The sequence below is a fragment of the Nocardioides sp. genome (assembly GCF_047602075.1).
In the GTDB taxonomy this organism is placed as follows: Bacteria; Actinomycetota; Actinomycetes; order Propionibacteriales; family Nocardioidaceae; genus Nocardioides.
In genome coordinates, this window is sequence record NZ_JASGIF010000001.1 from 135,816 (window position 1) to 147,833 (window position 12,018).

The 12,018-nt window shown below is 70.4% G+C and carries 10 protein-coding genes and 1 riboswitch; of the genes, 9 read left to right on the forward strand and 1 reads right to left on the reverse strand.

Features of this window, described 5'->3' with window-relative positions; genetic code table 11:
• Positions 1-2: 2 nt before the first annotated feature.
• The 7 genes from gatA (at position 3) to QM714_RS00875 (ending at position 8,863) form a co-directional block, all read left to right on the forward strand.
• On the forward strand, positions 3-1,523 hold the full coding sequence (gatA, locus tag QM714_RS00845; RefSeq protein WP_415100925.1) for an Asp-tRNA(Asn)/Glu-tRNA(Gln) amidotransferase subunit GatA: 1,521 nt from the start codon (positions 3-5) through the stop codon (positions 1,521-1,523).
• Positions 1,520-3,028, forward strand: coding sequence for an Asp-tRNA(Asn)/Glu-tRNA(Gln) amidotransferase subunit GatB (gatB, locus tag QM714_RS00850; RefSeq protein WP_415096680.1), 1,509 nt, complete (start codon positions 1,520-1,522; stop codon positions 3,026-3,028). Before gatA ends, gatB begins: the two co-directional genes overlap by 4 nt.
• 92 nt (positions 3,029-3,120) lie before the next feature.
• Positions 3,121-3,249: riboswitch (cobalamin riboswitch) on the forward strand.
• Positions 3,250-3,337: 88 nt separating this feature from the next.
• Complete coding sequence (locus QM714_RS00855; RefSeq protein ID WP_415096682.1) at positions 3,338-4,462, forward strand: hypothetical protein; 1,125 nt, start codon at positions 3,338-3,340, stop codon at positions 4,460-4,462.
• A gap of 54 nt (positions 4,463-4,516) precedes the next feature.
• Positions 4,517-5,329, forward strand: coding sequence for a hypothetical protein (locus tag QM714_RS00860; RefSeq protein ID WP_415096684.1), 813 nt, complete (start codon positions 4,517-4,519; stop codon positions 5,327-5,329).
• Positions 5,326-6,495, forward strand: a complete 1,170-nt coding sequence (locus QM714_RS00865) for an energy-coupling factor transporter transmembrane component T (protein ID WP_415096686.1) — start codon at positions 5,326-5,328, stop codon at positions 6,493-6,495. The genes QM714_RS00860 and QM714_RS00865 overlap by 4 nt, the downstream gene beginning before the upstream one ends.
• Complete coding sequence (locus tag QM714_RS00870) at positions 6,492-8,063, forward strand: ABC transporter ATP-binding protein (RefSeq protein ID WP_415096688.1); 1,572 nt, start codon at positions 6,492-6,494, stop codon at positions 8,061-8,063. Before QM714_RS00865 ends, QM714_RS00870 begins: the two co-directional genes overlap by 4 nt.
• Positions 8,060-8,863: an ECF transporter S component gene (locus QM714_RS00875; protein ID WP_415096690.1), complete on the forward strand. Its 804-nt coding sequence runs from the start codon at positions 8,060-8,062 to the stop codon at positions 8,861-8,863. Before QM714_RS00870 ends, QM714_RS00875 begins: the two co-directional genes overlap by 4 nt.
• Here QM714_RS00875 and QM714_RS00880 read toward each other — a convergent pair.
• Positions 8,841-9,758, reverse strand: coding sequence for an EamA family transporter (locus QM714_RS00880; RefSeq protein WP_415096692.1), 918 nt, complete (start codon positions 9,756-9,758; stop codon positions 8,841-8,843). The two genes, QM714_RS00875 and QM714_RS00880, sit on opposite strands and share 23 nt — an antisense overlap.
• Positions 9,759-9,792: 34 nt before the next feature.
• Here QM714_RS00880 and QM714_RS00885 point away from each other — a divergent pair, with 34 nt between their 5' ends.
• Together QM714_RS00885 and ilvD are read left to right on the forward strand one after the other, a co-directional pair.
• Positions 9,793-10,248 carry an SRPBCC family protein gene (locus tag QM714_RS00885; RefSeq protein WP_415096694.1) on the forward strand — a complete coding sequence of 152 codons (456 nt, stop codon included), beginning with the start codon at positions 9,793-9,795 and terminating at the stop codon, positions 10,246-10,248.
• A 70-nt stretch (positions 10,249-10,318) separates the two neighbouring features.
• Positions 10,319-11,992, forward strand: coding sequence for a dihydroxy-acid dehydratase (gene ilvD / locus QM714_RS00890; protein WP_415096696.1), 1,674 nt, complete (start codon positions 10,319-10,321; stop codon positions 11,990-11,992).
• Positions 11,993-12,018 lie beyond the last annotated feature (26 nt).

Sequence of the window (12,018 nt, forward strand, 5' to 3'; positions counted from 1 at the left end):
ACATCGACTGGACCAGGCGGACCGCAGCCGAGCAAGCCGCTGCCCTGGCCACAGGCGAGGTGACCTCGGTGCAGCTGGCCAAGGCGCAGCTCGACCGGATCGCGGAGACCGACGGGCAGGTGCATGCGTTCCTCGAAGTCGACGCCGAGGGCGCGCTCGCGCAGGCGGCGGCATCAGACGCACGCCGATCCGCAGATGGCCCTGCGTCACCACTCGACGGTGTCCCGATCGCGGTCAAGGATGTGCTGGCCACGAAGGGGCTGCCGACCACCTGTGGGTCGCGGATCCTGGAGGGCTGGGTGCCGCCGTACGACGCCACGGTGGTCGGCCGGATCAAGGCGGCCGGGCTGCCGATCCTGGGCAAGACCAACATGGACGAGTTCGCGATGGGCTCCTCGACCGAGCATTCGGCCTACGGCCCCACTCACAACCCCTGGGACCTGGACCGGATCCCTGGCGGCTCCGGAGGGGGCTCGGCGGCAGCGGTGGCGTCGTATCAGGCTCCGCTCGCCCTCGGCACCGACACCGGCGGCTCGATCCGCCAGCCCGCCGCGGTGACCGGGTCGGTGGGCGTCAAGCCGACCTACGGCGGTGTGTCCCGCTACGGCCTGGTGGCGCTGGCGAACTCGCTGGACCAGGTCGGCCCGGTCACCCGCACCGTGCTCGACTCCGCGTTGTTGCACGACGTGATCGGCGGCCACGACCCGCTCGACTCCACCAGCCTCGAGCACGAGTGGCCCTCGTTCGCGGAAGCCGCACGGGAGGGCGCGAGGGGCGATCTGTCCGGAGTGCGCGTCGGCGTCGTCACCGAGCTCGGCGGCGAGGGCTACCAGCCCGGAGTCCAGGCCCGCTTCGACGAGGCGGTGCAGACCCTGGTGGCCGCTGGCGCCGAGGTCGTCGAGGTGTCGTGTCCGCACTTCGTGCATGCCCTGGCCACCTACTACCTGATCCTCCCGGCGGAGTGCTCGAGCAACCTGGCCCGCTTCGACGCGATGCGCTACGGCATCCGGGTGCTGCCCGAGGGCGTGGTCGACCCGTCGGCCGAGGAGGTCATGCGGGCGACGCGTGACGCCGGCTTCGGCGACGAGGTCAAGCGCCGGATCATCTTGGGCACCTACGCCCTGTCGAGTGGCTACTACGACGCCTACTACGGCCAGGCCCAGAAGGTGCGGACCCTGATCAGCCGCGACTTCGAGGCGGCCTTCGAGCGGGTCGACGTGCTGGTCTCGCCGACCGCGCCGACCACTGCTTTCCGGCTGGGGGAGAAGCTCGACGATCCGCTGGCGATGTATCTCAACGACCTGGCCACCATCCCCGCCAACCTGGCCGGTGTGCCGGGCATCTCGGTGCCGGCCGGGCTCGCCGAGGAAGACGGGCTGCCGGTGGGACTGCAGATCCTCGCTCCCGCGCTGGGTGACGAGCGGCTCTACCGAGTCGGTGCGGCGGCCGAAGCACTGCTGCAGCGCGGCTGGGGCGGGCCGCTGTTGGCTCAGGCCCCGGAGCTGGAAGGAGCGTCGGCATGAGCGACACCCTGCTGAGCTTCGACGACGTGCTGGCGTCGTACGACCCCGCGCTCGGACTGGAGGTGCACGTCGAGCTCAACACTGCCTCGAAGATGTTCTGCGGCTGCTCGACCGTCTTCGGGGCCGCACCGAACACCCAGGTCTGTCCGACCTGCCTGGGCCTGCCCGGCTCGATGCCGGTGGTCAACCGGGTGGCCGTCGAGTCGGCGATCCGGATCGGGTTGGCGCTGAACTGCGAGATCGCGGAGTGGTGTCGGTTCGCTCGGAAGAACTACTTCTATCCGGACATGCCGAAGAACTTCCAGACCAGTCAGTACGACGAGCCGATCTGCTTCAACGGGTGGACCGACGTCCAGGTCGACACCGACGACGGAGCCGAAGTCTTTCGCATCGAGATCGAGCGCGCCCACATGGAGGAGGACACCGGCAAGTCCACCCACATCGGGACGACCGGACGCATCCATGGCGCGGACTACTCCCTGGTGGACTACAACCGGGCCGGGATCCCGCTCATCGAGATCGTCACCAAGCCGATCCTGGGGACGGGCGCGAAGGCTCCGGACGTGGCGCGGGCGTACGTCGCTCAGCTGCGCGAGCTGCTGTTGGGCCTCGGCGTGAGCGACGTCCGGATGGAGCAGGGCTCGCTGCGCTGCGACGTCAACCTCTCGCTCGCCCCGTCTGACAGTGGCCTGTTGGGCACCCGCACCGAGACCAAGAACGTCAACTCGCTGCGCTCGGTCGAGCGAGCGGTGCGCTACGAGATGCAGCGGCACGCGGCGGTGCTGTCGGCCGGCGAGAAGATCGTGCAGGAGACCCGGCACTGGCACGAGGACACCGGTATCACCACCTCGGGCCGGGAGAAGTCGGACGCGGAGGACTACCGCTACTTCCCCGAGCCCGACCTGGTCCCGGTCGCACCCGCGCGCGAGTGGGTCGAGCAGCTGCGCGCCGAGCTCCCCGAGCCGCCCCGTGAGCGGCGGGCTCGGCTGCAGGCGGCCTGGGGCTTCTCCGACTTGGAGATGCGCGACACGGTTGGTGCGGGGGCGCTCGGCCTGGTCGAGGAGACCATCGCCGCCGGGGCAGCCCCGCAGGCAGCGCGCAAGTGGTGGCTGGGCGAGCTGGCCCGGCGTGCCAACGACAGCGAGGCCGAGCTGGCCGACCTCGGAGTGACGCCGGTGCAGGTGGCCGAGGTGCAGGCGCTGGTCGACGCCGGGACCCTCAACGACAAGCTGGCCCGCGAGGTCTTCGACGGACTGCTCGCCGGGGAGGGCTCGCCGGCCGACATCGTCGCCGCCCGAGGTCTGGCGATCGTCTCCGACGACGGCGCGTTGAGCGCCGCCGTCGACGACGCCATCGCCGCCAACCCCGATGTGGCCGACAAGATCCGTGACGGCAAGGTCGCTGCCGCGGGGGCTCTGATCGGTGCGGTGATGAAGCAGATGCGCGGTCAGGCCGACGCCGCCCGGGTGCGGGAGCTGATCTTGGAGAAGCTCACCGGGGGTTGAGCAGATGACGACCGAGCCGACGTCGAGACGGCGGCCCGGTGGCCTGGCCAGCACCGCTGTCGGCGTACGACGCTGGTACCGTGCTCGGGCACACATCCATATGCGCCCACAGCTGGGGGAAGCCGGTCGAAATCCGGCGCTGACCCGCAACCGTAGGCCCAGGCGCCACTCGGGCGCCGTCTGGGCGAGCCGGAGCACTCACTGTGCGGCCACTTCACACGATCGCTGTCGAGGGACGCAGCGGGTGAGCCGGCCGCAGCCGTCGAGACTGCGCCCAGTGATCCCGCCGCAGCAGCGGGAAGGAACGACATGTCGCACCACCCTGGTCTGGCTACCCTGCGCCGGACCGCTCTCCTGGGCGTCGCCACCGCGGTGACGATCGGCACCCTGGTGGCCCCGGCGCACGCCGCCAAGACTTCGCCGAAGCAGCTCAGCGCCACCTGGCTGAGCAAGCAGCTCACCGGCGGCCTGATCCACAACAACCAGTTCGACTTCGACGACTACGGCCTCTCCATCGACACCGCGTTCGCGCTGGACGCCATCGGCGGCCACAAGAAGACGGTCGAGCAGATCGGCGGCGCGGTCGCCAGTCACGTCAACGACTACATCACCGGCGAGGCGTTCGGCGACACCGGCAGCACGTATGCCGGCCCGACGGGCAAGGCGATCGTGCTCGCGCAGGTCGCCGAGAAGAACCCCACCTCCTTCGGCGGCGTCGATCTGGTCAGCACCTTGGAGGGAACGGTCAGCACGACTGCTCCGACCAAGGGCCGGATCGTCGACGTGAGCACGTTCGGCGACAGCGCCAACGTGCTGGGCCAGTCCTTCGCGGCTCGGGGGCTGGCCAACGCCAAGTCTCCGAAGGCGAAGGCGGTCACCTCGTTCCTGCTGGCCCAGCAGTGCAAGGCGGGCTACTTCCGGCTCAACTTCACGGCTGACAAGACGGCCGCCGACCAGACCTGCGACGGTGGCAAGAAGGGCTCCACTTCGGCTCCGGACACCGACGCGACCGCGTTGACGGTGATCAACCTCCAGGGGATCGACAAGAAGTCCGCGAAGGTCAAGAAGGCCGTCAAGATGGCGAACGCCTGGCTGGTCAAGGCCCAACGGAAGGACGGCAGCTTCGGCGGCGGCAAGTCCACCGAGAAGCCCAACACCAACAGCACCGGGCTCGCCGCGTGGGCGCTCGCTGGTGCGAACCAGTGCAAGGCGGCCGTCGCTGCGGCGGCTTGGACCACGAAGTTCCAGGTCGTCAAGGTGGCCGGTACGCCGCTCGCGGGCCAGCGGGGTGCGATCGCCTACGACAAGCCGGCGCTGAGGAAGGGCATGAAGAAGGGCATCAAGGTCGCGACCCAGGACCAGTGGCGACGGGCGACCGCTCAGGCCGCACCGGCGATGGGTCTGCTGACCGTGAAGTCCTGCCGGAAGTTCTGACCGAGAGTGAATGTTCGCAGGGTCTCGGGCGCGCTGCTGGCTGTAGTGACCCTCGTGGTCGCCACAGCCGGCGGTGTGCTGGCTGGCGCTGCGCCAGCCGCTGCGGCAGCGTGCGGTTCGGCCGACGGTGTCACGGTGGTCGTCGACCCCCACCAGCTCGGCGGCGGCCTGCAGTCGGTGTGCGACTCCGACGGAGGTGGCACGAAGGCGACGACCCTGTTCACGAACAACGGATTCGCACTGACCTACGTGCAACGGCAACCCGGGTTCGTCTGCCGGATCAACGGCGCACCGGCCAGTGATCCCTGCGTCAACACGCCTCCCGCAGACGCCTACTGGGGGCTGTTCTGGTCCGACGGCAAGTCCGGCAAGTGGAGCTATTCCTCGACCGGGGCGGCCTCGCTGAAGGTTCCCGACGGCGGCTATGTCGCCTTCTCCTGGCAGAGCGGCAAGGGCCGCACCCTGCCCGGCCTCACCCCCAAGGCGCACAGCAGCTCGACGCCGACCCCATCGTTGTCACCCAGCCACTCCGGCGGACACGGTGACGGATCGCATGCCGCCTCGCCTTCGTCGACCAGTTCGACCGCCGCACCCTCCGCGTCCGACAGTGCCAACGACCGCGGCAGCGCCTCGCCCACCGAGAAGGCAACCAAGAAGCCCCGCGAGAACCACAGCCAGATCGTGGTCGCCGAATCTTCGACGGCATCGGCCTCGCCGACGAGCACCGAGGTCGAGCCTGCCTCGGCAGAGGCCACCGACGACGGTGGGCTGCCTGGCTGGGTCGTGCCGGTAGTGCTGGTGCTGCTCCTCGGGGCGGCCGGAGGTGTGATGGCCGCTCGCCACACCCGAGGCGAGCACCAGCGGTGACCCTGCCGGCCCGGGTCCTCGCCGGCCGCCTGCCCCGAGACCTGCATCCGGTCGCGTGGTGGTGCTGGGCGCTCGGGCTGGCGATGGCTGCCTCGCTGACCACGAATCCGCTTACCCTGCTCTTGATCATGGCCGTGGCCATCCTGGTCGTGGTGGCCCGCCGCGCTGAGCATCCGTGGGCACAGGCGTTCCGGATCTACCTGTGGATGGCGCTGGCGATCGTGGTCATCCGGGTCGGCTTCCGGATTGTTTTCCCTGGCCCCCAGGGAGGCACGGTGCTGATCTCGTTGCCCGAGATCCCGCTGCCGGGCTGGGTCGCCGGTGTCCAGCTTCTCGGGCCGGTCACGGTGGAGGGCCTTCTGTCCGGACTGTACGACGGTCTCCGGCTGGCCGCCCTGATCATCTGCGTCGGCGCCGCCAACGCACTGGCCAACCCGAAGCGCCTGTTGAAGTCGTTGCCGCCCGCGCTCTACGAGATGGGCACCGCGCTGGTGGTCGCGGTCACCATCATCCCGCAACTCGCCGACGCAGTTCGGCGCGTGCGGGCCGCCCAGCGACTGCGCGGGGGACCAACCGGCCGCGTGGCACGGGTGCGGCGCTTCCTGGTGCCCGTCTTGGAGGACGCCCTCGAACGGTCCCTCGCCTTGGCCGCTGGGATGGACACCCGCGGCTACGGCCGCGCGCCCGGCGCATCGCGCCTCGAGCGCCGAACCACCGGCGCCCTCCTGCTCGCCGGCTTGGTCGGCATCTCCGTCGGCGTCTACGCGATCCTCGACCAGACCGCTCCCCGGTTGTTGGCCAGACCGATGCTGCTCGCCGGGATCGCGCTCGCCCTGGTCGGCTTGTGGAGCGCGGGTCGGCGGGTCACCCGAACCCGCTATCGACCCGACCGGTGGCGACTGCCCGAGCTCGCCACGGTCGCCTGCGGGCTCGTCGTCGCCTGGAGCGCCTGGGTCGTGGCCCGCGACCACATCGCACTGGCCTACCCGGGCGTCGACGCCCCACCCACGATGACCCTGAGCCTGCTGGTGGCCGTGCTGGTCGGCGCCGCTCCCGCCCTACTCACTCCGCCACCAGCGCGGCCGGCGCTGGCCGTTGCCCGCAGGGCCGTGCCACCGTCCTCGCAGCCTGCGCCGCCACGATCCAAGGCGGGGGTCCCGACATGATCGAGTTGCGCCAGGTCAGCTTCGGGTACGACGACGAGGAGGTGCTCGTCGATGTCGACCTGAGTGTCGACGAGGGTGAACTGGTTCTGGTCTCCGGGCCGACCGGTTCGGGCAAGTCCACGCTGCTGGGCATCATCGCCGGCCTGGTCCCACGCTTCAGCGGCGGTCGACTGAGCGGCGACGTGCGGGTCGACGGTGAGTCGGTGACCGACCGGCCACCGCGGGAGCGGGCTCACCTGGTCGGCTATGTCGGGCAGGATCCGCTGGCGGGCTTCGTCACCGACACGGTGGAGGAGGAGCTGGCCTATGGCATGGAGCAGCTCGGCCTGCCACCGGACACGATGCGCCGCCGGGTCGAGGAGACGCTGGACCTGCTCGGCATCACCGAGCTGCGTGCCCGCGACCTGCGCACCCTCTCGGGCGGCCAACAGCAACGAGTGGCGCTCGGGTCGGTGCTGACCATGCACCCACGGGTGCTGGTCCTCGACGAGCCCACCTCCGCGCTCGACCCGACCGCTGCCGAGGACGTGCTCGCCACCGTCACCAGGCTCGTCCACGACCTCGGCCTCTCAGTCGTGCTCGCCGAGCACCGGCTCGAGCGCGTCCTCCCGTTCGCCGATCGGCTCTGCTTGCTGCGCGGGGACGGCACGCTCCAGATGGGCCCACCGGAGGACCTGCTGGTCGATGCGCCTCTGGTGCCCCCACTGATCGAGCTCGGTCGGCTGCTCGACTGGACGCCGCTGCCGCTGAGCGTTCGGGACGCGCGCAAGCGCGCCCGGCAGATCGATCTGCCACCTCCGCCAGCTCTCGCCGAGTCCCCCATCGGTGACCAACTGCTCGAGGCGCACCGGGTGACGGTGACCTACGGCAATGCGGTGGCGGTGCGCGAGGTCGACCTCTCGCTTGCGGCCGGGACCGTGACCGCCCTGATGGGACGCAACGGCTCGGGCAAGTCGTCGCTGTTGTGGGCGCTGCAAGGCAGCGGTCCGCGTCGCTCCGGCAGGGTGCTCGTCGACGGTCAGGACACGGCGGCCCTCGACGACGCCGGCCGGCGTGCACTGGTCGGCATGGTCCCGCAGACTGCGGGAGATCTGCTCTATCTGGAGACGGTGGCTGCGGAGTGCGAGGCAGCCGACGCCAGCGCGGAGGCCGACCCGGGATCGTGTGCCACGTTGCTCGACCGTCTCGTGCGCGGGATCGATCCGGCTACCCACCCACGGGACCTGTCAGAGGGCCAGCGGCTGGCCCTCGCCCTCGCGGTGGTGTTGACCACCCAGCCACGGGTGCTCCTGCTCGACGAGCCCACCCGCGGCCTGGACTACGCCGGCAAGCGGGCGCTCGCAGGCATCCTCCGCGACCTCGCCGGCGACGGCCGAGCGGTGCTGGTCTCCACCCACGACGTGGAGTTCGTCGCCGAATCGGCCGACCGAGCAGTCGTGCTGGCCGAGGGTGATGTGGTCTCCGCCGGTCCGGCCCGACGTGTGGTGACCGAGTCACCGGCCTTCGCGCCCCAGGTCACCAAGGTGCTCGGGCCCGGCTGGCTCACGGTCGCGGAGGTCGCGCGATGAACCCACCCGTCGTCCCGCTGCGGCCACGCTCGCTGGCGGTGCTGGCGCTCGGGTCGCTGGCCGGCCTGATGATGTTCGTCTGGCCGCTGCTGGTCCGGGTGCCCGACTCCGCCCAGGTCATCGCGCCGCCGTTCCTCTTCCTCGCCCTGCTGCCCCTGGTCATCGTGGTGGTGCTCGCTGAGCTCAGCGAAGGCGGCATGGACGCACGCGTGCTGGCCATCTTGGGGGTGCTCGCGGCCATCAACGCCGTGCTGCGCGGGCTCAGCGCGGGTGTCGCCGGCGTGGAGCTGGTCTTCTTCCTGCTCATCCTCGCCGGACGGGTCTTCGGCCCCGGCTTCGGCTTCGCCCTCGGCTGCCTCTCGCTGTTCGCCTCCGCGTTGCTGACCGCCGGGGTCGGGCCCTGGTTGCCCTACCAGATGCTCGCCTCGGGCTGGGTAGGGCTGGGTGCAGGGCTGCTGCCGCGTCGGGTCACCGGCCGCGCCGAGATCGCGATGCTGGTGGGCTACGGCATCGTGGCGGCGTATGCGTTCGGCATCTTGATGAACCTCTCCGGCTGGCCGTTCCTGGTGGGCATCGAGGTGCCCGGGCACGGCGGTGCGCTGTCGTTCGTCCCCGCTGATCCGGTGTGGGACAACCTGAAGCGGTTCGCGGCGTACACCCTGCTCACCTCCACCGGAAGCTGGGACACCGGCAGGGCGATCACCAACTCCGTCGCGATCATCGTGCTCGGGCCGGCCGTGCTCGCGACGCTGCGCCGTGCGTCGCGCCGGGTCAGCATCAGTCCGGCGCCGGCTCACTGATCGGCGCGCTGGCCGACCAGCGAGTCGCTCCGATGCTGGCGGCCACCACGCAGGCCATCGCCAGCAGCTGCAGGGGAGTGAGGAACTCCCGCAGCACGATCGCGGCTGCGAGCGCCGCCGCGGCCGGCTCCAGGCTCATCAGGATGGAGAAGACCGACGGCCTGATCCGCCGCAGCGCCATCAGCTCCAAGGAGTAGGGCACGACCGAGCTGAGCAGACCGACCAGCGAGCCCAGCAGAAGGATCCTCGGATCGAGCAGGTCGGAGCCGCCCACCACGAGCGCGAACGGCGCGAGCACCGCCGTACCGACCACACTGGCGACCGCAAGCCCTGCCAGCCCCGGCCAGCGGGCGCCCGTCCGGGCCGACATCACGATGTAGCCCGCCCAGGCCACACCGGCCCCGAGGGCGAACGCGACTCCGGCCCAGGTCACCTCCCCGGGTGACAGACCCAGCAGCAACACCCCCACCCCGGCCAGCACGACCCAGGCGAAGTCACGGGGCCGCCGCGAGCCGAGCACGGCCAGGCCGAGCGGGCCGACGAACTCGATCGTGACCGCCAGACCGAGCGGGATGCGGGCGAAGGATTGATAGATGCCCCAGTTCATCGCCCCCAGGGTGAGCCCGAAGCCGACGGCGACCAGCCAGTCCGACCGGGATCGTCCCGACAGCCGGGGCCGGGCCATCGCCACCAGCACGATCGAGCTGGACACCAGCCGCAGCCAGACCATGGTGGTCGGCGCCACCACGTCGAAGAGGCCCTTCGCGACCGCCGCACCGAACTGCACCGACAAGATCCCGGCGAGCACCAGCCAGATCGGCGAGATCCGTGGCTGGTCCTGGTGCACCGGCTCAATGTAGATGAGCAGGCTCAGTCGGGCGGTCGCGGCAACCATGGTGTGAATCGCGGCCTGATGAGACGATGCCCCCGTGTCAGCCTTCGAGATCGTCCGTCGCGCCCAGATCTCCGCCGACCCGGCCCGGGTCCACGACCTCGTCAACGACTTCCGCCACTGGCGGGAGTGGTCACCGTGGGAGGACCTGGACCCTGACCTGAACCGAGAGTACGACGGTCCGGACAGCGGCGTCGGGGCGACGTACCGCTGGTCGGGCAACCGCAAGGCCGGCGCTGGCAGCATGGAGATCACCGAATCCTCGCCGGAGCGGGTCGCGATCAGGGTGAACTTCCTCAAGCCCTTCCGGTCCGAGAACCGAGTCACCTTCGACATCGTCCCGGCCGCCGAGGGTGCGGACGTGTCCTGGGCGATGGCAGGTGAGCAGAAGGGCCTGGTGGGCGTGGTGGCCAAGGTCTTCTCGATGGAGAAGTACATCGCCAAGGACTTCGACAAGGGGCTGGGTCGACTGAAGTCACTCGCCGAGGCCTGACGCTGGCTGGGCGTCCCGCGGGAAGGATCTCCTGACCAGCCGCGACGGCCTGGGGGATACCCTCGCTGTCATGCCCGAGCACGACATCAAGCCCCGGTCCCGCGACGTCACCGACGGCCTGGAGAAGGCCGCGGCGCGCGGCATGTTGCGCGCTGTCGGGATGGGGGACGAGGACTTCGCCAAGCCGCAGATCGGTGTGGCCAGCAGTTGGAACGAGATCACCCCCTGCAACCTGTCCCTGGACCGGCTTGCGAAGGCGGTCAAGAACGGTGTCCACGCGGCCGGCGGCTACCCGCTCGAGTTCGCCACCATCTCGGTGTCCGACGGCATCTCGATGGGCCACGAGGGGATGCACTTCTCGCTGGTCTCCCGCGAGGTGATCGCCGACTCCGTCGAGACGGTGATGATGGCCGAGCGGCTCGACGGCTCGGTGCTGCTGGCCGGCTGCGACAAGTCGCTGCCCGGCATGCTGATGGCGGCGGCCCGACTCGACCTGGCCGCGGTCTTCCTCTATGCCGGCTCGATCATGCCCGGTCAGGTCGACGGCCACGACGTGACGATCATCGACGCCTTCGAGGCCGTCGGCGCCTGCTTGGCCGGCAAGATCACGCGGGACGAGGTCGACCGGATCGAGCGGGCGATCTGTCCCGGCGAGGGTGCCTGCGGCGGGATGTACACCGCCAACACGATGGCCTCCGTCGGCGAGGCCCTCGGCATGTCCCTGCCCGGCTCGGCCGCGCCGCCCGCGGTGGACCGCCGCCGCGACGGCTTCGCACACCGGTCGGGCGAGGCGGTGGTCAACCTGCTCCGCCAGGGCATCACCGCCCGCCAGATCATGACCCAGGAGGCGTTCGAGAACGCGATCGCCGTGGTGATGGCGCTGGGCGGCTCCACCAACGCCGTGCTCCACCTGTTGGCCATCGCCCGTGAGGCCGAGGTGCCGCTCGACCTCGACGACTTCAATCGGATCGGCGACAAGGTGCCGCACCTCGGCGACCTCAAGCCCTTCGGTCGCTTCGTGATGAACGACGTCGACAAGGTCGGTGGCATCCCGATGGTGATGCGCTCCCTGCTGGATGCGGGGCTGATGCACGGCGACGCGCTCACCGTCACCGGCAAGACGTTGGCGGAGAACCTCGACGAGCTCGCACCGCCGTACGTCGACGGCACCGTCATCCGCTCCCTGGACGCGCCGATCCACAAGTCCGGCGGACTCACCATCTTGAAGGGTTCGCTGGCCCCCGAGGGCGCGGTGGTGAAGACCGCCGGCTTCGACGACACCGTCTTCACCGGCACCGCACGCGTCTTCGACGGCGAGCGCGCGGCGCTCGATGCGCTTGCGGAGGGCCGGATCACCGCCGGCGACGTGGTGGTCATCCGTTATGAAGGCCCCAAGGGCGGCCCGGGCATGCGCGAGATGCTCGCCATCACCGGCGCCATCAAGGGTGCCGGACTCGGCAAGGACGTGCTGCTGATCACCGACGGCCGGTTCTCCGGCGGGACGACCGGCCTGTGCGTGGGTCACATCGCGCCGGAGGCCGTCGACGGCGGCCCGATCGCCTTCATCCAAGACGGTGACCAGATCACCCTCGACGTCGCCAACCGCCTGCTCGAGGTGGACATGCCCGATCTGGACGCGCGCCGCGAGGGCTGGACGCCACTGCCACCGAAGTACACCCGCGGCGTGCTGGGCAAGTACGCCCAGGTGGTCCAGTCGGCGGCGCACGGCGCCGTCTGCGGCTGACCTTCGGCGTCACTCGGATTGGGGGA

What these genes read in the sequence shown, in the direction of transcription:
- gatB (WP_415096680.1), top strand. Translation starts at nt 1,520, where the DNA reads ATGAGCGACACCCTGCTGAGCTTCGACGACGTGCTGGCGTCGTACGAC.
- QM714_RS00855 (WP_415096682.1), top strand. Translation starts at nt 3,338, where the DNA reads ATGTCGCACCACCCTGGTCTGGCTACCCTGCGCCGGACCGCTCTCCTG.
- QM714_RS00870 (WP_415096688.1), top strand. Translation starts at nt 6,492, where the DNA reads ATGATCGAGTTGCGCCAGGTCAGCTTCGGGTACGACGACGAGGAGGTG.
- QM714_RS00875 (WP_415096690.1), top strand. Translation starts at nt 8,060, where the DNA reads ATGAACCCACCCGTCGTCCCGCTGCGGCCACGCTCGCTGGCGGTGCTG.
- QM714_RS00880 (WP_415096692.1), bottom strand. Translation starts at nt 9,758, where the DNA reads ATGGTTGCCGCGACCGCCCGACTGAGCCTGCTCATCTACATTGAGCCG.
- ilvD (WP_415096696.1), top strand. Translation starts at nt 10,319, where the DNA reads ATGCCCGAGCACGACATCAAGCCCCGGTCCCGCGACGTCACCGACGGC.